Raw genomic sequence first — 22,113 nt, 5'->3', positions numbered from 1 at the left:
TACGTTTTGTCAGCCGCTCTAAGAGCAACCGATCGAACCCACGGTCCGTCTCAGAACCGCAACCGCACACCCACCGTCCAGCTGCGCGGCGCACCGGGATACACCCATTGCTCGCTGTACGAGAACGCGGCGTAGCGGCGGTCGGTCAGGTTTTCGACCTTGGCATACAGGCGCAGCCGCTCGCTCAGATCGTAGTGGCCGACCAGGCGCCACACGGTGTACGCAGGCAGCACGAAATCGGTATTGCTATCCACCGACCCCAGCCGCTCACCGGTATGCGAGACACCCACGCCCACCGCCGCACTGCGCTTGCCGGTCAACGGCTGTTCGTAGTTGACGAAGGCATTGCCACTGAAGCGCGGCACATTCGGAAAACGTCGTCCCTCGGCCAGGCCGGTACCGGCGGCAGCCTCACTGCTACGCGTCACCTGCGAATCGGTATAGGCCAGGCCCACCGACGCGGCCAGGCGCGGGGTCAGCCGCCCGAGCAGATCCAGCTCCACACCCTGGCTGCGCATCTCGCCCACTGGCAGCGAAAAACTGGTGTCGGCCGGATCCAGGCTCAGCACGTTTTTCTTGTCGATGCGGAATGCCGCCAGCGTCGCTTCCAGGCCATCGCCAGGCTGCACGTATTTCAAGCCGGTTTCCAACGAACGGCTTTTCTCCGGCGCAAAACTCTGCCCGTCCGCGCCCACGCCGCTGTTGGGACGAAAGCCCGCCGCCGCACTTGCATACAGCGACAATGCATCGTCGACATGGAAGATCACGCCCGCGCGTGGGCTGACCACGCCATCTGAGGCGCGCTGCGTGGTGCCGCGCAATTTGTTGTCGAGATCCTGCTGATAGTGGTCGTAGCGCAGGCCGAGCAAGGCCTTCCAGCGCGCGCCGAGATCGATCTGATCCTGCGCGTACACGCCCCACACCTGCTGGCGCTCTTCGGTATCGGTGATCGTGGCCAGCCGCCCCGGCTGAGCCACGCCGTACTGCGGTGCGAGCACATCAATGCTGTACGGCGTGGCCGCCGAGCGGGCACGCTGCTGAAAACGGCTGTCGTCGAAGCGATTGCCGTCGACACCGAACAACACGTTGTGGGTGACGCTGCCCGCCTGCAAGGTGCCGAGCAATTCGGCACGCCCGGCGATATCGCGACCCTGGTAATCGCGGTAGCGACGCTCGCGGCGCAGCGTGCGGTCGTCGGCCTGCAGCGTCCACGGCTCGGTGGAAAAACCGCGCATGCCGCTGTCGCGATAGGTCGCCCCGCCCTGCAACGACCAGGTCTGATTCAAGCCGTGCACCACAAACAGCTGGTGCCCGGTGGAATGCAGATCGATATCGCCATCGCGCGGCTCGCCCAGAAAACGCGACGCCGGCAGGCGATTGGCATCGCCATCGATGGCGGTGACGCCACGATCGAACGGCGCATGGATGCGCACGAATTCCAGCTCGTACGACACCGTGGTATCGGGCGTGGGCATCCATAACAACGACGGCGCCAGCAGCGTGTTATCGCTATCGACGGTGTCGCGGAAGCTGTGCTGATCCTTGTACATCGCATTCAAGCGATAGGCCAGGTTCTCGCCCAGCGGGCCGGTGCTGTCGACCGCAGCGCGATAACTGTCGAAGCGCCCTGCGGACAGATCCACACTGTGCTGCGGCTGGAACAAGGGCTTTTTGGTGACGATATTGACTGCCCCACCCGGCTCGCCGCGCCCGTACAACGCCGAGGCCGGGCCCTTGATCACTTCGATGCTTTGCGTGTTGGCCGCATCGCGCAGACCGTTGTAACCGCGGCTGGCATTGAAGCCGTTGACCATGTAATCCGAACTGAAATTCGGGTCGCCGGTGAAGCCGCGCATCGAGTAGCTATCCCACAGACCGCCCAGGTTATTGGCCTTGGTGATGCCGCTGGCCATCTCCAGCGCGCCGGCCAGATCGTTGACGCCGGCATCCTCCAGCAAGGTCTGATCGAGTACGCGCGCACTGATCGGCAGATCGCGCAACGGTGCATCGGTCTTGGTGGCGCCGGTGACGCTCAATGCGCGGTACGGCGTGTACTGGCTGCGCACCTGTACCGCATCCAGATCGCGCGCCTGCGGCTCGGCGGCGTCGGCGTCGACGCAGGCAATGACGCATGCGCAGGCCAGCATGCTGAGCAACGGCACGGGGTGTGGCATGCGTTGGCGCGACGAGAACACGGACATCGGACAGGACTCCTGAAGGACCCCGGCACGCAATGCCCGGGTCGCAAGTGAAAGAACCAAAGGTGATGGGTGAAACGCAACTGCCGCTATGACGCGGGATCGGCCCTTGCATCGAAACGCGGCGCGCGCCCGAAGTCCTCGCGCGTAAATGGCCGGTCGCGAAACAGATAGCCGTAGTAGAACGTCCGCAACGCCCGGTGATAGGCGCGAATGCGATCTTGATAGGCCAATTGCGCACGCAGATCGGTACCTGCCAGGCGCGTCAACGCAGCCTGCAATGCAACCGGCGGCAATACGCTGGCCACGCGCTGCGCCAGCGCTTCGCGTCGTTGCAGGCCTTGCCGATACGCCGCGACCTGCGGCGCCACCTGCTGATCGCCGTTCTCGTGGAAGGCGAAATACCACTTGTAATGGAACGCGCTGGTCAGCGGCGCAGAATCTGCCCACTGCGGGTTCTGCGCGTAGAAGGCCCGCATGGTGTCCTGGCGCGGAATATCCCAAGCGTGGTTGACCGCCTCGCGCTGCAGCCGCGCGATCTCGCTGCCTTGGTTGACCGGCACCGCCTGATTGATCGCCACATGCGCCAGCGCCGGTGCGACCAATGCCAGCACCACCCAGCAGCTGGCCAAGGCGGTGGCGTGCGCTGCGGGGCGCCAGTGGATGCGCCCGACCAGCACCGCCAGCAACACCCAGAACAGCAGATAGGCACAGCTCAGTGCCAACACCGCGAGTTGTTGCAGCAGCGGCACCGCATTGAGGGTCGCGGCAATGGCAAACGGCACGCTCAGGCACACCAGCACCGCAGCGGCACGTACCACCACGCGCCGTACCAGCAACGCGGCTCCGGCACCCGGCAGCGCGGCCAGCATGCGTGCGCGCCCGGCCTCGCGTTCGCCCGAGCGCAGATCGAACAGCAACGCGATGACGAACAACGGCAGCAAAAACACCAGCACAAAGGCATAGTCGAAACGCCCGGCCAATGCCAGCTCCGGGTTGTAGCTGTCGCCATCGTGGATCTGCGCTTCCAGCCCCAGCGCGCGAACACGCAGGATGTACGGCGAGACATCGCGCATGCCCACCGCGGCGAACGCCAATGGCGAAGGTACATCCCAGGTCGGGTGGAAGCTGTAGTAAGCCGCGCTGCCAGCGTCGTTGGTGCGCGCCACATAGTCCTCCACCGCTGCGATGTCTTCCTGCTGCAGCGCTGCGATGCCTGCGATGTTGTCGCGCTGCGCAGCGATGACGTGCTGGCCGGAGAGCAGGCTGCACACCGTCAACAGGGCAAGCAACAGCAATCCGGCCACCGCGGCACGTGCGCGCAGCAACAACAGCAGTTCGTACTTCCACAGCACCATCAGCGCGCCACTCCCACACGTCGGCCGGCTGCGATCAGCATGCACAGCGCAGCCAGCAGCCATGCACCGACCAGGCCGAGCGCAGCGCCTGCGGCACGCAGCACCTCTGTCGTGGCCGGGGGCTGGAAGGCGAACACCGGAATCTCATGCCAATGCGCGGAGGAGATGCGCTTGCGCTGGTCGGCGCCGGCATCCTGGGCGGTGTCGTCGGCCATGCTCACGGAATCGGCCTGCAGTTGATTGAGCTGCTGCACCAGCGTGTAACGGTAGCGCTCAGCCTGGATGATAAAGCGCTCATGTGCGCGCAGATCGGTTTCCGCCAACGTCATCGAGAGTTCGCGCAGGGCAACCGTTGGGCTCAGCAGGGCGAACGTACGCACCAGCAGATTCTGTTCCTGCTGGATGGCCGAATCGCGTGCGGCATACCGTTCGAACAGACTGGAGGTGAGCCGCTCGCCTTCCAGTGCGAGCAGGCCCTTGTAGTTCACCGGCAGGTCTTCCACGCGCTGCACGCCATAGCGCGCGAGCGTTTGCTGCTTGAACTGCGCAAAGTGCGGATCGTCCGGGTTATGGCTGTCGCCGAGCGTGCGCAGATCGCGCTGGATCGCCACGTCGGTTTCCAGTCGCGTGGGCAATCGATACGCGGCACTGGCCACATCCGGTGCCACACGCGGCACCAGCAAAGCCAGCCACACCCACACCGCCAGCGACACCAGCAACGCATCGCGGCTGCGCCGGCACAGCATCGACACCGACAGCACCAGCGCGCACCACACCAGCAGATAGACCGCATACGCCAGCACCAGCAGTGCGACCCGCAGCGCCTGGCCCGGCAACAACGCGATGGGCACCAGCCCGACCAAGGCCGGCAACAGGCACGCAGCGGCTACCGCGGCGAGCGCGAGATATTTGCCGCCGAACAATTGTCGACGCGTCGCGCCCTGCAACAACAACGCACGCAGCGTTCCGGTTTCCTGCTCGCGCGCCACCGCGCCATAGCCCAGAAACACCAGCATCAGCGGCGCCAAGACCTGCAGCACAAAGGCAGGCGTCAATTGACCGAAACGCACCAGCAGCGAGCTCTGACGCACATCGCCGAAGTTGGCGGTGTTCTGGCGATGGCCTTCCAGAAACATGCTGTTGCCGGTAAACGCATCCACGCCCGCATCGAACGCGGCCAAAGCCGGCAGCGGGCGATAGATGAAGTGACCGTAATGCACCACCCGATGTGGGTGGCGGTCCGGCTGCGCTTCGAAGGCCTGTTGCGCAGCCAGTTGCTGGCGCGCGCGGAACTCGGCGACCTCGCGCTGATGATGCGCGGCGGTCAACGCCGCCACCAGCGTGAGCAGCATCAGCAACACCACACCGATGGCGGCGGAACGGTTGCGCGCCATGAAGCGCAGTTCTTCGCGCGCGACCAACAGCACAGGACTCATGCGGCAACGCTCATGCAGCCTGATCCTGCGGGCGCGCGAAGCGTGCATGCAAGGTGCGCACATCGAAGCCGCTGTCGCCGGCGCCGATTTCTTCGGCAATACGTCCGTTTTCCAGAAACCCAATCCGGTCGGCCACATCCACCGCACCAAGCAGGTCGTGGGTGACCATCAGCACCGCACCGCCGCGCTCGCGCACGCTGCTGACCAGGCGGTTGAAATCGGCGATGGCGCGCGGATCCAGACCGGAGGTGGGCTCGTCCAGCAGCAGCACCGGCACCTGGCGCAAGGTGGCGACCGCGATCGCCACTTTCTGGCGCATGCCTTTGGAAAATCCCGCCAGCCGCTGGCTCCAGGCTTCGCGTTGCAGACCGGCAGCGGCGAACGCCTGGCCGATCTCGGTTTGGCTGCGGCGTTGGCCGGCCAGCGCAAGCAGATAGTCGGCATTTTCGATTGCGCTCAGATGCTCGTAGAGCGCGACGTTTTCCGGCAGATAGGCCAGCCGCGCACGCGCAGCGCCGGGAGTGGCGACCGGGTCGATGCCATCCACCAGCAAGCTGCCGGAGCTGGGTTTGACGAAACCGAGCAGGGTGGAAAGCGTGGAGGATTTACCGGCGCCGTTGCCGCCCAATAAGGCGTAGACACTGCCCGGCGCGACCTGCAGATTCAGCCCCTGCAACACGGCGCGGCCGCGGTAGGCCACGTGGAGGTTGCTGACGGAAATCGCGGGGGTCGGTGTAGCGCTGAAGGGCATGATAAGGAAGCTCGCCTGCTGAAATGATATGTTATCACATTAGATGCAGGCGCCTACGCAGCGCCAGCACGTTTCCCCTTCGATCAAGACCCCTACGCCGCACATGACCTCCGATACGCGTCCCTCCTGCCTGCACGGCTCACCTGCCCCTCCACGCAATCAATACACGCCCGCAAACGCTGCAACCGCCCACGCAGCCCGTACTTACCGGCACGCCTGCGCCAGCTTGCTCGCAGTAACGTTGTTCACCGTCGCACAGGTCAACGCGCAGTCCGTCGACACCAGCGCGCCGCTGCCGCCGGTGCGCGCTTGGCATGGCGCCAGCGAGGCATTGATCGTCAAGCCGGACGATCCGTGGAGCACGCCGGTGGAGCGCAACGATTTCGCCAGCACGCCCAGCTATGACGAAACGCGCGCATGGCTGGAACGCCTGGTCGCCGCCTCGCCGCTGCTGTCGTTGGAAGTATTCGGCAAGAGCAGCGAGGGCCGCGATCTGTTGCTGGTACGCGCGCACAAGGGCGCACCCGGCAAGCCGGTGGTGCTGGCGCAGGCGGCCATCCATGCCGGCGAAATCGACGGCAAGGACGCAGGCTTGATGTTGCTGCGCGATATCGCCCAACGCGGCAAGGACCACCTGCTCGACCAGGTCGATTTCGTGTTCGTGCCGATCTTCAATGCCGATGGTCACGAACAACGCGGCCCGCTGATCGGCGCCGCCCTGCGCGGCCCGCAACAGATGGGCTGGAACACCACCACACGCGGCATCAACCTCAACCGCGATTACCTCAACCTGGAAGCGCCGGAAACGCGCGCGATGGTCGCCTTGTTGCACACGCTGGATCCGGCGCTTTACATCGACCTGCATGTCAGCGGCGGGCTGGATCATCAGTACGACATCACCTTTACCTTCGCCGGTTGGGGCACCTATGCACGCTCGCGCGCGACCGCCGATTGGTTGCAGCAGCGCTTCACGCCGGCAATGAACACCGCGCTGCGCAGCCAGGGTCACGAGCCGGCCATCTACCCGAGCCTGATCGACGAAGACGATCCGCGCTCGGGCCTGCGTTACGCACCGGAAGGCCCGCGCTATTCCACCGGGTATGGCGACTTCGCCGGCATTCCCACCGTGCTGGTGGAGAACCATCGTTTGAAGTCGTACCGGCAGCGCGTGCTCGGCGACTACGTGTTGCTGGAAGAAGCGCTGCGCGTGGTCGGCCGCGATGCCAGGAAAATCGATGCAGCCAAGCGCGCCGATCGCGCCGCACGCCCGCAGGAACTGATGGTTGCCTGGGAACGCCTGCAACAGCCGATCGCCCAGGTGCCGTTCAAGGGCGTGAGCTACACCCGCGCGCTGTCGCCGGTGTCCGGCCGGCAGGAGCTGCGTTGGGAAGGCCGCGACGAAACCTGGACCATGCCGGTGATTGGCTATCGGCAGACCCAGGCGGTGCGCTACCCGCTCGCGTGGTGGATTCCGCCCGGCAACGACGATGTGGTCGAACTGCTCAAGGCGCACGGCATTACCTTCGAACGCTTGCAGCAACCGCGCCAGATCAACGTGCAGCAGATCCGCGTGGTGAAGGAAGCCGGCACCCAGACGCCGCACACCGACCACATGCACGAAACCTTCGCCGCCGGCAGCATCCGAGTGCCTGCCGATCAACCGATGCGCATGTTGGCGGCCGCGTTGCTGGAGCCGCAGAGCAGCGATTCGCTGCTGGCCAGCGGACGTTTCCGCAATGCCGGCAGCCCCGACAGTGGCCTGTACGGCACCGAGCTGGTGGACTTCACCGAGCGCGTATTGCGCAGCGATGCGGCCCTGCGCGACGCGTTCGAACGCAAGCTCGCCAACGATGCCGCCTTCCGCACCGATGGCGATGCACGCCTGCAATGGATCTATGCACGCTCGCCGTATGCAGCGATCAACGGCTGGCGTTATCCAGTGCGGCGTCAGCTGGCAGAATGATTCATCGGCATTGCCGATTCCATCGTGTGGGATCGGCAATGCAGTGCGCAGTTCTGTCGCATCACCCCGTTACCGCAGTGCAGGCGCCCCCACCGGTGCATGCTCGGCCATCAACGCAATCACCCAATCGATAAACACCCGCAGCTTGGTGCTGACATGCCGGTTGGGCGGGAACGCGATCGACAGTGGCATCGGCTCCTGTGACCAGTCGTCGAACAGTTGCACCAGCTCGCCACTGGCGACATGCGCCTTGGCCATGTACACCGGCAACCACAGCACGCCCATGCCGGCCAGGCCTGCGGCCAGATAGGCGTTGCCATCGTCGGACGCCACCACGTAACGCCCCTGCAGATTCACCGCTTCATTGCCGCGCTGCATGACATAGGGCACGGTCTTGTTGTTGCTCCAACGCATGAAACCGACACAGCGATGCTGGGTGTTTTCCAGCTCCTGCGGGTGCGCCGGCGTGCCCAGCCGCTGCAGATACGAAGGCGCCGCATACACACCCGCCTGCAGGTCGCCCACACGGCGTGCAATCAACGATTGATCGGTGATGATGCCGCCGCGCACCACGCAATCCACGTTCTCGCCAATCAGATCCACGCGACGATCGCTCACGCCCATATCCAGCTGGATATCCGGATAGCGCGCATGAAATGTCGGCAGCGCCGGCATCAGGATCAAGCGCGCCAACGGGCTGGGCACATCCACGCGCAAGCGCCCGCGCGGCAGCGCCGATGCATCCGACAGGCTGGTCTCCGCATCGTCCATGTCTGCCAGCAGCCGCAGCACACGCTCGTAGTACGCCGCGCCATCGGCGGTCACATGCACCCGGCGCGTGGTGCGGTTGAGCAAGGTCACGCGCAGGCGTGCCTCCAGCTGCTGCACCACTTGGGTCACGCTGGCCCGGCTCATGTGCAAGGTCTCGGCCGCCTTGGTAAAGCTGCCGGTCTCAACCACACGCGCAAACGCCTGCATCGCGTCGAACCGATCCATCGCCGCTCCCAACCCAAAGATTGTTTGGATTCTACAAATAGTGTTGGCCGGGGTTGCCGATTTATCGCAGGCGCGCAAGCGCCTACCGTGGCTGTCTGTTCCGACTAGACGCTTGATGGAGATCCCCATGGCAACACGTGACGTTGTTTTTCCGCAAGGGCGCCACGCCCTGTATGAGCGCCATCGCTATTCCCCGGCGGTGCGCGCCGAGGGCTTGTTGTTCGTCGCCGGCCAGGTCGGCAGCCGCGAAGACGGCTCGCCGGAACCGGAGCTGGCCGCAGAGATCGCCCGCGCTTTCGACAATCTGGACGCCATCCTCGCAGCGGCCGGTTGCACCTCGCAGGACGTCGTCGACGTCACCTTGTTCATGGTCAACCCGGAAGTGGTCTTCGAGGCCATGTGGGAAAAGTGGGTCAGCTACTGGGGCCCGGCGCCCTACCCCACCGTCACCGCAGTGGGCGTGACCTGGCTGGCTGGTTTTCGGTTCGAGATCAAGGTGGTGGTCAAACTGCCGGCACAGCAGCAGTAACCGGTTTCAGTAACTCGTCGGTGGTTACTTCGTTGCTCCTGGGTGCTGCTGAAAAGTCTTTGATGGCGAAATTCCCACTAGCGATCAGTCACTAACACGGTCGATCGAAGTAACTCGAAGAATCGCCACGCCTGGCTTGCCAGTGCGTGGCGATTTTGTTATCGCGCGCGCTCAAGGCAACAGCAGCACTGTCCATTTCGACTGCATAAAAGACGGCCTTGGCGTTCTCACGCCATCACTTATCGCGCCGACAACCGACAGGCCACAACTGCGGACGATTATGTCCGCACATACTGACGCAAGCTGTTTCAAACCCGTGAATCAGGCGTCTCGATAGAGCATAACTATCGTCAATTTCTACAGCACTTCGAAATCTTAACCAGTCAATTTGAATTGTAAAAATCTCGCTAAAGCAACGATGCAGACGGCCGCTACCGCAATCCAGGGTGTTGCGACGCCCATCACCGTTCTGCCCGCGCGTCGCCATGGCGCTGCGTCCATCACACACAGCCGAGATTTCAATGAGGTGACCGTCAAGCTTCTCAGTGGCGCCATTGCCCTGGTTTCGTCGACCTGCGCCTATGCGCAGCAGGACGCGATGTTTTCCTTCAGCGGCTTCGGCACGCTGGGCGTGGTGCATTCGACCGAAGATCAGGCCGACTTCACGCCCGACATCCAGACCGAAGAAGGCGCAGGCGCCAGTCACTCCACCTCGGCCCGTCCGGACTCGCGCATCGCCGGCCAGGTCAATGCCAACTTCACCGAGACGTTCACCGGCGTGTTGCAGGTGACCAGCGAATACGCCGAACGTGGCGATTACGATCCGAAGGTCACGCTGGCGCATGTGAAGTACCAGTTCGGCCCGCAGTTCGCCGCCCGCCTGGGCCGCATCACTGCGCCGCTGTACATGCTTTCGGAGTACCAGCGCGTCGGCTACGCCACCCCGTGGGTGCGTCCGCCCTACGAGGTCTACAACTACCTGCTGCCGATGGACGGCGTCGAAGGCGTGTACACCATCAATGCGGGCGAGAGCGTGGTCAGCGTGCAGGGCTTTTACGGCCGCATCAATTCGAAGAAGGCCGATGTGTACGCCATGCGCGGCCTGGCGCTGGGCCTGGAATCGGGTGCGTCGACGTTCCGCGCCGCCTACATCGTGGGCACCACCGATTTCGACACCCCGCAGCTGGACCGCCTGTTCTCGGCCTATCAGCGCATCAATCCTGCGCTGGCCGATCGCCTGACCACCTACGGCGTGGACGGCAGCTTTGCCAGCGTTGGCTACGCCTACGATCCGGGCAGCTGGTTCCTGCGCAGCGAAGTGATTCGCGCCGATTACTCGCCTTCGCTCAACGGCAAGACCACCTCCGGCTATCTCAGTGTGGGCGGGCGTTTCGGCACGCTGACGCCGTCGCTCACCTATGCCAATGTCGATCGCAAGGGCCCGACCATCGCCCCCGGCCAGGATCCGGTCAGCGTGATGACCCGCGCACTGGCGCAGGCCGAAAGCGGCCGTCACAGCTTTACCGCATCGCTGCGTTGGGACGCGCGTGAAAGCGTCGCATTCAAGCTGCAGGCCAGCCACATCAACAACAACGCGGGCTCGTTCGGGTCGTTGAACAACATTCAGCCGGGCTTCCGTCCGGGCGGCAGCTACAACCTGCTGTCGGCGTCCGTCGACTTCGTGTTCTAAGAGAGCCCCCATGACCATTTCCAAGTGTTTTGCAGCCTCCCTGCTTGCTGCGTTGTCGCTGACTGCGTTCTGTGCCAATGCCGATGTCGTGGTGGTGATGTCGGCCAAGGGCGGCCCGGACAGCCTGAGCGCTGCGCAGGTGTCGCAGATCTTTCTGGCCAAATCCAACAGCCTGCCCGGCGGCGGCGCGGCCGTGCCGATCGACCAGGAAGAAGGCGTCGCCACCCGCGATGAGTTCTACAAGAAAGTGGCCTCGCGCGATTCGGCGCAGCTGAAGTCGTATTGGTCGCAGCTGATGTTCACCGGCAAGGCGCAGCGTCCCAAGCGTGTCAGCGGCGATGACGCGGTCAAGAAGGCGGTTGCGGCCACACCCGGCGCCATCGGTTACATCAGTGCCAGTGCAGTGGACGCCAGCGTCAAGGTCGTCCTGAAGCCGTGACCCGCCACCTGCTCGAGACTCAAGTCATGAAACGTATTCTGTCGCTACCGTTGTTCTGGAAAATCCTGATGCCGGCAGCGGTGGCGATCCTTTGCCTATCGAGCTATGTGGCCTTCAGTACGCTGGTGTTTCACCGCAACAACGACCGCCTGGAAGCGGTGCGCGACGTGCATTTCCCCATGCTCGATGCGATGACGCGCAACGTGGCGGCGCTGGACAAGCTCATCAACGGGCTCAATGGCGCCGCCGCTGCGGGCGATGCCGATATGTTGGCGGCCACCAAGCCGGTGGCCGACGAGATCCACGGCTCGTACGTAAAATTGCAAAAGGCTGACCCGGCCAATGCAAAAGAGCTGGCACGCCTGGGCAAGGAGTTCGATCAGTACTACAGCCTGGCGCATGGCGTGGCTGCGGCGTTTGTAGAGCAGCGCGAACCCGATGCGCAGCAGATGAGCGCGATGGCGCCGGCACTGGAGACCTATCGCACCACCCTGACCGCCATGCAGAAGCGCGCCGATGCACGCTTCCGCGGCACCGTGCAGGAAGCGCTGGACAGCTCCGTCACCGCAAGCATGGGCGGCCTGATCCTGGGCCTGGTCGGCGCGGTGGTGTGCATTGGTTTTGGCTGGATCGTGGCACGTGCCATCACCCAGCCGCTCAATCGTGCCATCGGCATTGCACACGCGGTGTCCTCCGGCAAGTTGGAGAACACCATCTCGATCGACCGCAACGACGAAGTCGGCCAACTGCTGCAGGCGATGGACAGCATGCAGCGTCAGCTGCGTCGCGTGATCCAGGCGCAGACGGAGATGGGCGACAAGCACGAGGCCGGCATGGTCAGTCACCGTATTGCCGAGCAGGAATTTCCCGGCGAATTCGGCAGCATGGTGCGCGCCAGCAACACGCTGGTGTCCAGCCATCTCGCAGTGACCATGCAGATCGTCGCGTTGACCGAACGCTATGCCGCAGGCGATCTGTCGCAACAGCTGGCGCCGTTGCCTGGCGAAAAAGCGGTGATCAGCCAATCGATCAACGATGTGCGGACCAGCCTGTTGTCGATCAACGGCGAGATCAAACGGCTGGCCGCGGCGGCGGCGGCGGGCGACTTCAGCGCACGTGGCGACGAGACCGCATTCGAACATGATTTCCGCCAGATCGTGGTGGATCTCAATCACTTGATGAGCACCTCGGACAAGAGTCTTGGCGAGGTGTCGCAGGTATTGCAGGCCATTGCCAGCGGCGATCTGACTACACGCATGCACGGCACCTCTTCCGGCGTCTTTGCGCGCATGCGCGACGATGCCAACACCACGGTGGACCGCCTGACCGATATCGTCGGGCGCATCCAGCATTCGTCCTCGGAGATCGATACCGCTGCCGGTGAAATTGCAGCCGGCAATCAGGATCTGTCGCGGCGTACCGAGTTGCAGGCCGCCAACCTGGAAGAAACCGCTGCCTCGATGGAAGAACTCACCGCCACCGTCAAGCAGAACGCCGAACACGCCCGTCAAGCCAATGCGCTTGCACGCAGCGCTGCCGGGGTGGCCTCGCAAGGTGGCGAGGTAGTCAGCCTGGTGGTCGGCACCATGTCGGGTATCGAAACCTCGTCCAAGAAGATCGCCGAGATCATCAGCGTCATCGACGGCATCGCGTTCCAGACCAATATCCTGGCCTTGAACGCGGCGGTGGAAGCCGCACGTGCCGGCGAGCAGGGCCGCGGTTTTGCCGTGGTGGCAAGCGAGGTGCGCACCTTGGCACAGCGCTCGTCCGGGGCGGCCAAGGAGATCAAGGGGCTCATCGATGCATCGGTGGGCAAGGTGGCCGAAGGCTCGGCACTGGTGCGCAAGGCAGGCACCACCATGACCGAGATCGTTGCCAGCGTGAATCGCGTCACCGACATCATGGGCGAGATCACCGCCGCTTCCAGCGAACAATCGGCCGGCATCGAGCAGGTCAACCAGACCGTCATCCAGATGGACGAGACCACGCAGCAGAATGCCGCATTGGTGGAAGAAGCCATGGCCGCGGCACGGGCGATGGAGAAGCAATCCAGCACGCTCACGCAGTTGGTCTCGCAGTTCCAACTGGCGCCTGCCACCGAACAGCAGCTGGTACGACACGTCGCATAGCGGGTCGTTCGATCGATCGACCCGAACGCCTCACCACGCGCTCGACACCCCTCTCTGCACGCACTGCAGACGAGGGGTTTTTCGTTTTGGGATCATGCGAATGCAAAGCTGAGGCGATGCGGTGATCCGGCAGTGTTGCCCGGCGAGCCATCCCCTTTCCCATCGAGGAGTGCCCTGCGTTGCCGGCAGGGCCAGCCGAAGCTGGCGTACTTCCTGACCTTCACCTCAGTGGTCCTCGGACGTTACCCACAGCGGATTGCTGATTGCGCGCCACTACAAAAGCGTGGTTCAGACGCGCATCTGCCCGCTCCGGGCATAACCAATCGCTTATCACCTGCGCGCCGTATGCACGAAAAATCCCGATAAACATCACACTTTTTATCGAAAAAAATGGTGCGAGTGCACATTCCTCACGCCTACGTCACCACCAAGAAACATTTGCGTGAGATAGCTGTTGCGCTCGCTAACCACCGAGCCAACCTGTCCCCCTTCCAGCGCGCGTTCCGCTGAACGTCGATCTGCTCACCGGCAGCCGGCGGTGGCTTCGTGCGTCCGAATGATTCCAAGGAGATTCACTCCCATGCGCTTCAGGACCTTCTTCGCCGTTCTGCTTCTCACCGCTTTCAGTGCCACCGCAAATGCACAGGTCGTCACCCTCAACAAGGGCGGTTACACCCTGAGCTACGACTGCACCAACCACACCGCGCTGCGTTACGAATACGTCCTGCAGGCCGATACCGGCTCGGCCGCGCGTCCGTCCAGTTTCAATCTGGACACCGAACTGCCCAGCGGCTGCGCCGGCCAGACCTCCACTGCCTCCTATGCCAGCGTGCGCACCGGCTACGATCGCGGCCACCTGGTGACCTCCAACCACATGGACTACAACGCGACCTACATCCGTCGCGCCAACCTGATGTCCAACATCGTGCCGCAGGTAGCCAGCTTCAATCAGGGCATCTGGGTGCGTGCCGAAAACGTGGCCGAGTGTTACCGCGACATCGCCAGCGTGCAGGTCTACGGCGGGGTGATCTACAGCGACACCACCAACGATTACTTCCTCACCAGCCACGGCATCCGCACCCCGGATTTCTTCTGGAAGACGATCATCACCGCCAACCCGGGCGGCGGCACGCGCGCCATCAGCTGGCTGATTCCCAACAGCGCCACGCTCGGTTCGCTTGATAGCTACATCGTCAGCATCGACGAACTGGAAGACCTCTACGGCGCCAGCACCATCGGCATCACCGCACCGGCCGCCGTCAAGGCCATGCTGCCCGCCACCACCTGGCCGCAGCCGAGCAATTGCGATCTGAGCTGATCACCGGTCAAGGACGCGATGTAGAAAAGCCCGGGCATGCCCGGGCTTTTTGATTGGCTTCACACCATCGCCATGCTGGACGAAAGATCAGTTAAAAGATCGGCTCGTAGCGTAGTGAGTTGCAGGCGCCCGTTACTCCACAAACTCAAACCGCGGGCGTTCAATTCCCTTCACTTCGACCTGCTCGACAAACATCGCATAAGGCCGCACCCACATACCGATGTCGCTGTCCAACGGGCGGTAGAGCACCAGCGGCTCAAGCGTTTCGCTACTGCGCACGACACCCAGCACCTCGTAACGGCCACCCTTGAAGTGGCGGTACTGCCCGAGCGCAATGGAAGGCAGTGGCGGCAAATGATCCATGGACGTCAACGTGATCGAGGGCCATGCAGTTTAAGCAGCCAGCGCGACCACAGCCAGAAGATGCCGCGAGGCGCGCGGCATCTTCGTGACCTCAGCAACGCACCAGTGCTCACGCTTACTCAGAGCGGCTACTGGTCATCCTCTTCGTCTTTGTCTTTGTCGTCATCGTCCAGATCCACCTCGGCATCCACTTCGTCTTCGATGGCATCGTCGTCGTCGATCTCGCTGTCCTGCGCAGGCCCGTCCTGGATCGCTGCATGATCCTTGCCGGGTGCCTTGACGCCGTTAGGCGGTGTGGTCGGGTCGTCTATGCCGTTTTCGTAACTGCTCATGATCAGCTCCAGCGGCAAAAGACCGCAAAGCCACCCTCCTCCCGGCCATGTGACGCGCACGTGTGTCCTGCGCACCGGCCGGACCGCTCGTCGCAGCCACGTCATCCGGTGACGCATGAGGCCGTCTCGCCGGCACTGCATCCGGCCCGCGCTTCCGTCCGTAGCTACCATTACGCCTACAAAGGAAACACCATGCCGAGCCTGATCCACGATCTGCACGACCTGCTCGCATCCTGGAAGGCCGAGGCGCAAACGTTCGACGCCTGCGACATGCCAGCCTCTGCGCTCGCCTTCCGGCAGTGCCACCGCCGCCTCAGCGCGCTGCTCGGCGAGCATGCGCCTCCTACAACTGCGCTGGGCGCCGCCACCGCCGCGCATGAGCGACAGACCTCAGTGACCCACCCGCAAGCGCGCGCCAGCGCGCCGGTGGGTTCCTAAGCGCTCGATCAGCGTGTCGCTGGCCTGATTCAAGCCGACGATGTCGACTGTGGCGCCGTGCGCGCGCAGTTTGAGCACCACCCGATCCAGCGCTGCCACCGCGCTGATATCCCAAAAGTGCGCGTGGGTGAGATCGATCAGCACCTTGGGCGGCGTACGCAACACATCGAAGCTGGCGGCGAACTGCCCGGCCGAGGCAAAGAACACCTGCCCGCGCACGGCATAGACCCGCACACCGTCGTCGTGATCGATCTCCTGCACCTGCAACATGCGCCCGACCTTGCGCGCGAAGAACAGCGCCGACAGCAACACCCCCGCAAACACGCCTTTGGCCAGGTCGTGCGTCCATACCGTGACCACGACGGTGCCGAGCATCACCACCGACGAACTTTTGGGGTGCGTGCGCAGATCGCGTAGCGATTCCCAGCTGAAGGTGCCGATGCTGACCATGATCATCACCGCCACCAACGCCGCCATCGGAATCTGCCGCACCCAGTTGGCACCGTAGACCACCATCAGCAACAGCACCACGCCGGCCACCATGCACGACAGGCGCCCACGCCCGCCGGAGCGCACGTTGATCACCGATTGCCCGATCATCGCGCAACCGGCCATGCCACCGAAGCAGCCGGCAAGCATGTTCGCCAACCCCTGGCCGGCGCATTCGCGGTTGCGTTGCGACGGCGTATCGGTCATGTCTTCGACGATCTGCGCGGTCATCAACGACTCCAACAAGCCCACCACTGCCAGCGTCGTCGACACCGGCAGCAGGATGCGCAACGTCTCCCAGCTCAGCGGCACATTCGGCAGCAAAAACACCGGCAAACTGTCGGGCAGACGGCCCATATCGCCCACGCTGCGGATATCGATCTGCCAGTACGCACATGCCACGGTGAGCACCACGATGGCAACCAGCGGCGAGGGAATCGCCGTGGTGAGGCGCGGAAGCAGATAGATGATGGCCAAGGCCGCTGCACACACCGCATAGACCGGCCATGGCATGCCGATCAGCTCCGGCAACTGCGCAAGAAAGATCAGGATTGCCAACGCATTGACGAAGCCGGTGATCACCGAGCGCGACACAAAACGCATCAATGCACCAAGCCGAAACGCCGCTGCGATCAGCTGCAGCGCACCCGCCAGCACGGTAGCCGCCAACAGATACTGCACCCCGTGATCCTTGACCAACTCCACCATCAATAGCGCCATCGCACCGGTCGCTGCGGAAATCATGCCAGGGCGGCCACCGGCGATGGAGGTCACCACCGCAATACAGAACGCAGCGTAGAGCCCGACCTTGGGGTCGACGCCGGCAATGATCGAAAAGGCGATGGCTTCGGGAATCAGCGCAAGCGCGACCACGATGCCGGCGAGCACATCGCCACGCACATTGCCGAGCCATTGCTGGCGCAACGAGAAAAATCTGGACATTGAAACGACTCCGCGCACCGGCAAACACACGGCGCGAATACATGAATGTCGAACACCTGGACCTTCGCAGAGACTGCGAGCGCGTGATGCGTCAGGTCAGGGTGGCGTCATGGTGTCGGAGGAGATCGCTGTAGACGAATGTCGATGCTAACGCGCTGATACGGGTCTGCACAACCCGATAGCATGCTGCACACGCGCCTCGAACACCCGACGAAGATCAAAGCCGATGCGTGAGCGCCGCCAACGCGCAGGCCGTTAGAAGATGCGTGCTGGCATCGCATGGTGCCGCTGGCGAGGGGCAAACTGCATGCGTCGCGGGCGCAGGGCGTTGCGTTAAACACCGGCTGCACGCGGTGGATGTGCCGGGCCAGCACGCGCCCTGTCGCTTCAGCCGCTGCCGGCAGCGCGTGGCTCAGTCATCGCCGAGCACACGCTCGCCCATCAGTTCGCGCTCGCGCTTTTCCAGCTCCTCGGCATAGCGCTTGCGCACGAAGCCTTCCGACAGCACGCCCAGCACCTTGCGTTGTGCGTCGATCACCGCCAACTCGTCGGCCTGCGTGGCATCGAAGACCTTCATGACCGCCACGATGTCGGTGTCTGCCAGCAACGCCGCATCGCGGTGCTTGGCGTAGTCGCTCACCGGCGCATCGGCCTGCACGTTGTCCGCATACAGCACTGCCAACGGCACCACACCGGCGTAATGACCGGCAGCGTCTTCCAGCACCACGCGCTGCGTGGACCCCAATGGAAACCGCCGGCGAAACTCGCTCACCGTGGTGTCGTGCGCAGTGTGGTTGGCGTCCTTGCGCATCATCTTGCCGGCCGACAGATTGCGCACCCACCCCACGTCGCGTGCGCTGCGGATGTTCTCGCCACGCAGATGCAGGCGCCAGGTGGAGAACGAATAGCCAAACACCTGGCGCACCACGGTGTTGGCCACCAGCACCGCCACCATCACCGCGCTCGCCAGCACAAAGTCGTGCGTGCCTTCCAGGATCAGCATGGCCATCGTCATCGGCGCACCGACAATGGCTGCCGCCAACGCGGCCATGCCCACCAACGAAGCGCTGGTGATGTCCACCGCCGCAGCGCCGACCAGCAGGTTCAGGAACACCGCAAACAGGCTGCCCACCAGCGAGCCCATGAATAACGAAGCGAAGAACAGGCCGCCACGGAAGCCGAAACCCAGCGAGATGCCCGACGCGATGCATTTGAGCACCAGCAAACCGGCCAATACCTGCAGCGTGCTGCTGCTGGTCAGGTCCAGATGCAGGGCGCCATGTCCCGACGACAGCACTTGCGGCGAATACATCGCCAGCGGAATCAGCAGCAACCCGCCCACCACCGGGCGCCCCCAGAGCGGCAGCTCGATCCGCCCCACGGCGCGTTCGATACCGGCTACCAGCCGCATCACCGCGATGCCGATCAACGCGCAGGTCAGCCCCAACGCGATGTAGATCGCATAGTCACGCGGCTGCAATTGATAGGCGACCGCCGCCGGCAACGAATACGGCGCGGCACCGAGCGCATTGGCCATGAACGCGCCGGCCAGCGCCGCCGCAGCCACCGGCGCAAGCGCCGAGGGCGTATAGGCGCCGATCACGATCTCGAACGCGTAGAACGCACCGGCCAGCGGCGCCCCGAACGCACCGGCGATCGCGCCTGCCGCGCCGGCACCGACCAGCGTGCGTATGTCAGCCCGGCGTACCCGCAGGACACGGCCCAGCTGCGAACCGGCGCCCGCGCCCATCTGCGTATAGGTCGCCTCCAGCCCCACCGATGCGCCAAAGCCGTTGGACAGCAGCGTCTGCACCGCAACGATCAGGTTGTCGCGCATCGACATGCGCCCGCCGTGCAGGGCGTTGGCTTCCACCGCGTCCACCAGCGGCCGCTTGCGCCGCCGCGCCAGCAATGCCACCAGGCCCACCAGCAGGCCGCCCAACGGCAACACCAGCAACTGGGTGGCGGTGATCGATTCGGCGGTACTGAGCCGCTCGCCCGGCTCAAGCGCGTACAGCCAGGCCTGCAGCGCGTGCGCAATGCCGGCCTGCACCACCATCAGTGCCGCGGCGATCAGCCCGACCACCGCTGCCAACCCGATGAACCAAAGATCGTTGGCGCGCAACTGCCTGCGCAACCACTCCAGCGGCCGTCGCCAGGGTGCGACCGCCGGATGCAAGACATGCGTGGGGTTGTGAGGAAGTGGCTGCATGGAAGACCAGCGCTCCGCCGGATCAGGGTGCCGGCGCACGGGAGACGTCAGCGATGCGACCTAGTGTGCAGCAGTCTTGCTGACCTGCCGCAGTCTGGCTGCGGCAGGGCAAGCAACGAACAAGGAGCGGCAGCTGGTGCGGGTCGCACGCCTGGGAACGACGCGCTCATCCCAGTACACATAGCGGCTTTTCTCCAGGCCGCAGCGTCAGCACACGCACGCCGGTGCGCGTCACCGCCACGGTGTGCTCGAACTGTGCGGACAACTTGCCATCGCGCGTATGCACCGGCCATTGATCCGGCTCGGCGCGAATCGCCGCCCGGCCTTGATTGATCATCGGCTCGATGGTGAACACCATGCCTTCCTGCAGCTCCATCCCGGTGCAGGCGTGGCCGTAATGCAGAATCTGCGGGTCTTCATGCATCTCACGCCCGATGCCGTGCCCGCAATATTCCTTCACCACGCTATAGCCGTGCTCGCGCGCATGCCGCGCAATTGCATGGCCGATGTCGCCTAATCGCGCCCCGGGGCGCACCGCCGCGATCCCTTTCCACATCGCCTGATACGTGGTTTGCACCAACCGCCGTGCCGGATACGCCACCTCACCAACCAGATACGTGGTGCTGGAATCGGCAATAAACCCGTTCTTTTCCAGCGTGATATCCAGATTGACGATCTGCCCGCTGCGCAGCACATCATCGGCCGACGGCACACCATGGCAAACCACATCGTCGATCGAGGCGTTGAGCACGAATGGAAAATCGTACTGGCCCTTGCTGGCCGGTCGCGCATCCAACTCATCGACAATCATCCGCTCGACGAAGTCGTTGAGTTCCAGCGTGCTGCGGCCTTCCAGCGGCAGCTGATCCAGCGCATGAAACACCTGCGCCAGCAGCTGACCGGAGGCAGCCATCAAGGCAACTTCGTCCGGCGACTTGATCATGCCCGTGCTGGCTTCAAGGCTTGCGGCCGCACCCCCGCCGCACGCAACTCCTGCGCCACGATCTGCTGAAACGACGCCTCCGGATTCATCTCGCACAACATGCCGACCTTGATCCAGAAATTGGCCTGCGCATTGATCGAGCGGCTGGTCACCGTGCACGCGCGACGCAACTGATCGTGAAGCTCGTCGTCGATGTTGACGATACCCATGACTACTCCGAAAGTAACGACATACGAATCATATACGAAACATATATGGCCGCACAATTTCATTTCTCTCGAAGATGAAATGCGCGACCGATCGCCCCACCGACTTTGCTTTCACGCAACTGAATCGGCATTCATAACGCCAACAGCTGGATGCAACCAATTTGTCACATAGGCGCACTCACGCGAGAAGCTCCCCCGGCCGCCAAAGACAAACCATCCATGCCCCACGCAACCCCCTGTTTTCCGCAACTCCCGATCAGCAGGAACGATCGATGAGCTCCGCACAGCGCATCGATGCGCTCACCGGAATTCGCGGACTGGCCGCGTTGCTGGTGGTCTATTCGCATCTTGCGGAAGACGGATTCTTCTCGCGCAGCCATCTGTATCCGGGCGAAGTGGGCGTCATGGTGTTCTTCACCCTGAGCGGGTTCCTGATGGCCTTTCTCTACGGCCACAAGCAATTCGACTACTCTTCCGTGGTGCGCTACGGCATCTCGCGTTTCTCGCGGATCGCTCCGGCCTATCTGTTTGTGGTGATCGGTTCCTATCTGATCTACAACCTGATCGACCCATCCTTCGTCTACGCGATCACCCATCAGAACCTGCTGCGTCACCTGTTGTTCTCCGGCAACGTGTCCGCGCTGTGGAGCATTCCGCCGGAGGTGCAGTTCTACGCGGTGTTCGTGGGCCTGTGGTTCGCACTGTGGAAATTCAGAAACCAAGGCAACGCCTCCGTGCTTGCAATCGTGCTGACCGCGATTTTTCTGCTGATCTCCTACCGCGACCAACTGCCCGGTACCTTTGTCGGCTCCAAGATGCAGTACTTCTTCTCGGGCGTGCTGTTCGGGTTGTTCCGCAATCAAGCCTGGTCCGACAAGGGCATGCGCACGCTTGCGTTGCTGCAAGGCCTGACGCTGATCGTTATCGGCTTGGTCATCGCACGCATCCTTCCGGTGGAATTCGGCAGCAAGCGCGAGTTCTACAACTATCTGGAAGGCGCGTTGTTCTCGGGCATCTTCGTGTTCATGTTCTCCTTCGATACACCACTGAGCAAGCTGCTATTCGGCTATCGGCCGATCATGATGTGTGGCGAGTTCAGCTTTTCGATGTATCTGCTGAACATTCCGGTGATCTATGTCGCCATGAAATTACTGGGCGACCACGCGCATACCCCGGCCATGGCCGCGCTGATCACCTTGGTGGTTTTCCTGCTGGCATGGCTGATGTATCGCGTCATCGAGCTGCCCGGTAACACGCTGTTGCGGCGCATTGGAACCAGGCTTTTCGAATCGCGTCCGTTAGTGGCTCCTGCGCGTACCGAAGCGACCGATACCATCAAATAACCTACCGCTTTGTTTGAAGTAGCCGTGCGTTGGGA

19 protein-coding genes are annotated in these 22,113 nt (G+C 63.3%); 8 read left to right on the top strand and 11 right to left on the bottom strand.

Annotated features, from left to right (window positions below):
- Positions 1-50: 50 nt before the first annotated feature.
- From ABS769_RS16155 to ABS769_RS16140, 4 genes are all read right to left on the bottom strand, one after another.
- Complete coding sequence (locus ABS769_RS16155; protein ID WP_317062333.1) at positions 51-2,201, bottom strand: TonB-dependent siderophore receptor; 2,151 nt, start codon at positions 2,199-2,201, stop codon at positions 51-53.
- A gap of 86 nt (positions 2,202-2,287) precedes the next feature.
- Positions 2,288-3,556: a DUF3526 domain-containing protein gene (locus ABS769_RS16150; RefSeq protein ID WP_317062334.1), complete on the bottom strand. Its 1,269-nt coding sequence runs from the start codon at positions 3,554-3,556 to the stop codon at positions 2,288-2,290.
- On the bottom strand, positions 3,556-4,992 hold the full coding sequence (locus tag ABS769_RS16145; RefSeq protein ID WP_317062335.1) for an ABC transporter permease: 1,437 nt from the start codon (positions 4,990-4,992) through the stop codon (positions 3,556-3,558). Before ABS769_RS16145 ends, ABS769_RS16150 begins: the two co-directional genes overlap by 1 nt.
- 10 nt (positions 4,993-5,002) lie before the next feature.
- Positions 5,003-5,743, bottom strand: a complete 741-nt coding sequence (locus tag ABS769_RS16140) for an ABC transporter ATP-binding protein (protein ID WP_317062336.1) — start codon at positions 5,741-5,743, stop codon at positions 5,003-5,005.
- A gap of 226 nt (positions 5,744-5,969) precedes the next feature.
- Between ABS769_RS16140 and ABS769_RS16135 the strand changes: the two genes are divergently transcribed.
- Positions 5,970-7,706 (top strand): M14 family metallopeptidase, encoded by a 1,737-nt coding sequence (locus tag ABS769_RS16135; RefSeq protein WP_430544176.1) that lies wholly within the window; start codon positions 5,970-5,972, stop codon positions 7,704-7,706.
- 69 nt (positions 7,707-7,775) lie between these two features.
- Here ABS769_RS16135 and ABS769_RS16130 read toward each other — a convergent pair whose 3' ends face one another.
- Positions 7,776-8,702 (bottom strand): LysR family transcriptional regulator, encoded by a 927-nt coding sequence (locus ABS769_RS16130; RefSeq protein ID WP_317062338.1) that lies wholly within the window; start codon positions 8,700-8,702, stop codon positions 7,776-7,778.
- 127 nt (positions 8,703-8,829) lie between these two features.
- Here ABS769_RS16130 and ABS769_RS16125 point away from each other — a divergent pair, with 127 nt between their 5' ends.
- From ABS769_RS16125 to ABS769_RS16105, 5 genes are all read left to right on the top strand, one after another.
- Positions 8,830-9,231, top strand: a complete 402-nt coding sequence (locus tag ABS769_RS16125; RefSeq protein WP_115039619.1) for a Rid family hydrolase — start codon at positions 8,830-8,832, stop codon at positions 9,229-9,231.
- A gap of 499 nt (positions 9,232-9,730) precedes the next feature.
- Positions 9,731-10,921, top strand: coding sequence for a hypothetical protein (locus ABS769_RS16120; protein ID WP_317062365.1), 1,191 nt, complete (start codon positions 9,731-9,733; stop codon positions 10,919-10,921).
- A 10-nt stretch (positions 10,922-10,931) separates the two neighbouring features.
- Complete coding sequence (locus tag ABS769_RS16115) at positions 10,932-11,360, top strand: substrate-binding domain-containing protein (protein WP_168957270.1); 429 nt, start codon at positions 10,932-10,934, stop codon at positions 11,358-11,360.
- Positions 11,357-13,489 (top strand): methyl-accepting chemotaxis protein, encoded by a 2,133-nt coding sequence (locus tag ABS769_RS16110; RefSeq protein ID WP_317062339.1) that lies wholly within the window; start codon positions 11,357-11,359, stop codon positions 13,487-13,489. Before ABS769_RS16115 ends, ABS769_RS16110 begins: the two co-directional genes overlap by 4 nt.
- A 580-nt stretch (positions 13,490-14,069) precedes the next feature.
- Positions 14,070-14,807, top strand: coding sequence for a DNA/RNA non-specific endonuclease (locus ABS769_RS16105; RefSeq protein ID WP_317062340.1), 738 nt, complete (start codon positions 14,070-14,072; stop codon positions 14,805-14,807).
- Between the two features lie 132 nt (positions 14,808-14,939).
- On the opposite strand, the gene ABS769_RS16100 is transcribed toward ABS769_RS16105, so the two are convergent.
- Together ABS769_RS16100 and ABS769_RS16095 are read right to left on the bottom strand one after the other, a co-directional pair.
- Positions 14,940-15,170 (bottom strand): DUF1653 domain-containing protein, encoded by a 231-nt coding sequence (locus ABS769_RS16100; protein WP_317062341.1) that lies wholly within the window; start codon positions 15,168-15,170, stop codon positions 14,940-14,942.
- Between the two features lie 128 nt (positions 15,171-15,298).
- The gene (locus tag ABS769_RS16095; RefSeq protein ID WP_317062342.1) at positions 15,299-15,502 is read right to left on the bottom strand and encodes a hypothetical protein; all 204 of its coding nucleotides are present in this window, start codon (positions 15,500-15,502) and stop codon (positions 15,299-15,301) included.
- Positions 15,503-15,694: 192 nt separating this feature from the next.
- On the opposite strand from ABS769_RS16095, the gene ABS769_RS16090 reads away from it, so the two are divergent.
- The gene (locus tag ABS769_RS16090; RefSeq protein WP_317062343.1) at positions 15,695-15,940 is read left to right on the top strand and encodes a hypothetical protein; all 246 of its coding nucleotides are present in this window, start codon (positions 15,695-15,697) and stop codon (positions 15,938-15,940) included.
- On the opposite strand, the gene ABS769_RS16085 is transcribed toward ABS769_RS16090, so the two are convergent.
- The 4 genes from ABS769_RS16085 to ABS769_RS16070 all read right to left on the bottom strand — a co-directional run bounded on the left by ABS769_RS16085 (position 15,893) and on the right by ABS769_RS16070 (position 20,735).
- Positions 15,893-17,371 carry a SulP family inorganic anion transporter gene (locus tag ABS769_RS16085; protein ID WP_317062344.1) on the bottom strand — a complete coding sequence of 493 codons (1,479 nt, stop codon included), beginning with the start codon at positions 17,369-17,371 and terminating at the stop codon, positions 15,893-15,895. The genes ABS769_RS16090 and ABS769_RS16085 overlap by 48 nt on opposite strands.
- A gap of 412 nt (positions 17,372-17,783) precedes the next feature.
- A complete protein-coding gene (locus tag ABS769_RS16080; RefSeq protein ID WP_317062345.1) occupies positions 17,784-19,583 on the bottom strand; it encodes a chloride channel protein in 1,800 nt (599 codons plus the stop codon).
- A gap of 166 nt (positions 19,584-19,749) precedes the next feature.
- Complete coding sequence (gene map / locus ABS769_RS16075; RefSeq protein ID WP_317062346.1) at positions 19,750-20,526, bottom strand: type I methionyl aminopeptidase; 777 nt, start codon at positions 20,524-20,526, stop codon at positions 19,750-19,752.
- Positions 20,523-20,735, bottom strand: coding sequence for a ParD-like family protein (locus ABS769_RS16070; RefSeq protein WP_023905360.1), 213 nt, complete (start codon positions 20,733-20,735; stop codon positions 20,523-20,525). Before ABS769_RS16070 ends, map begins: the two co-directional genes overlap by 4 nt.
- Before the next feature lie 272 nt (positions 20,736-21,007).
- Between ABS769_RS16070 and ABS769_RS16065 the strand changes: the two genes are divergently transcribed.
- Complete coding sequence (locus tag ABS769_RS16065; protein ID WP_317062347.1) at positions 21,008-22,078, top strand: acyltransferase family protein; 1,071 nt, start codon at positions 21,008-21,010, stop codon at positions 22,076-22,078.
- Positions 22,079-22,113: the final 35 nt, after the last annotated feature.

Origin of the sequence: Xanthomonas hortorum (genome assembly GCF_040279205.1) — a bacterium.
Classification (GTDB): domain Bacteria; phylum Pseudomonadota; class Gammaproteobacteria; order Xanthomonadales; family Xanthomonadaceae; genus Xanthomonas; species Xanthomonas hortorum_F.
The sequence above is the reverse complement of the archived record's forward strand: the minus strand, read 5'-3'. Positions and strand labels throughout refer to the sequence as shown.

Coding starts and splice junctions, on each gene's coding strand:
- ABS769_RS16085 (WP_317062344.1), bottom strand. CDS start 17,371: ATGTCCAGATTTTTCTCGTTGCGCCAGCAATGGCTCGGCAATGTGCGT.
- ABS769_RS16150 (WP_317062334.1), bottom strand. CDS start 3,556: ATGGTGCTGTGGAAGTACGAACTGCTGTTGTTGCTGCGCGCACGTGCC.
- ABS769_RS16095 (WP_317062342.1), bottom strand. CDS start 15,502: ATGAGCAGTTACGAAAACGGCATAGACGACCCGACCACACCGCCTAAC.
- ABS769_RS16105 (WP_317062340.1), top strand. CDS start 14,070: ATGCGCTTCAGGACCTTCTTCGCCGTTCTGCTTCTCACCGCTTTCAGT.
- ABS769_RS16070 (WP_023905360.1), bottom strand. CDS start 20,735: ATGGGTATCGTCAACATCGACGACGAGCTTCACGATCAGTTGCGTCGC.
- ABS769_RS16090 (WP_317062343.1), top strand. CDS start 15,695: ATGCCGAGCCTGATCCACGATCTGCACGACCTGCTCGCATCCTGGAAG.
- ABS769_RS16130 (WP_317062338.1), bottom strand. CDS start 8,702: ATGGATCGGTTCGACGCGATGCAGGCGTTTGCGCGTGTGGTTGAGACC.
- ABS769_RS16125 (WP_115039619.1), top strand. CDS start 8,830: ATGGCAACACGTGACGTTGTTTTTCCGCAAGGGCGCCACGCCCTGTAT.
- ABS769_RS16080 (WP_317062345.1), bottom strand. CDS start 19,583: ATGCAGCCACTTCCTCACAACCCCACGCATGTCTTGCATCCGGCGGTC.
- ABS769_RS16140 (WP_317062336.1), bottom strand. CDS start 5,743: ATGCCCTTCAGCGCTACACCGACCCCCGCGATTTCCGTCAGCAACCTC.
- ABS769_RS16145 (WP_317062335.1), bottom strand. CDS start 4,992: ATGAGTCCTGTGCTGTTGGTCGCGCGCGAAGAACTGCGCTTCATGGCG.
- ABS769_RS16100 (WP_317062341.1), bottom strand. CDS start 15,170: ATGGATCATTTGCCGCCACTGCCTTCCATTGCGCTCGGGCAGTACCGC.
- ABS769_RS16065 (WP_317062347.1), top strand. CDS start 21,008: ATGAGCTCCGCACAGCGCATCGATGCGCTCACCGGAATTCGCGGACTG.
- map (WP_317062346.1), bottom strand. CDS start 20,526: ATGATCAAGTCGCCGGACGAAGTTGCCTTGATGGCTGCCTCCGGTCAG.
- ABS769_RS16155 (WP_317062333.1), bottom strand. CDS start 2,201: ATGTCCGTGTTCTCGTCGCGCCAACGCATGCCACACCCCGTGCCGTTG.
- ABS769_RS16115 (WP_168957270.1), top strand. CDS start 10,932: ATGACCATTTCCAAGTGTTTTGCAGCCTCCCTGCTTGCTGCGTTGTCG.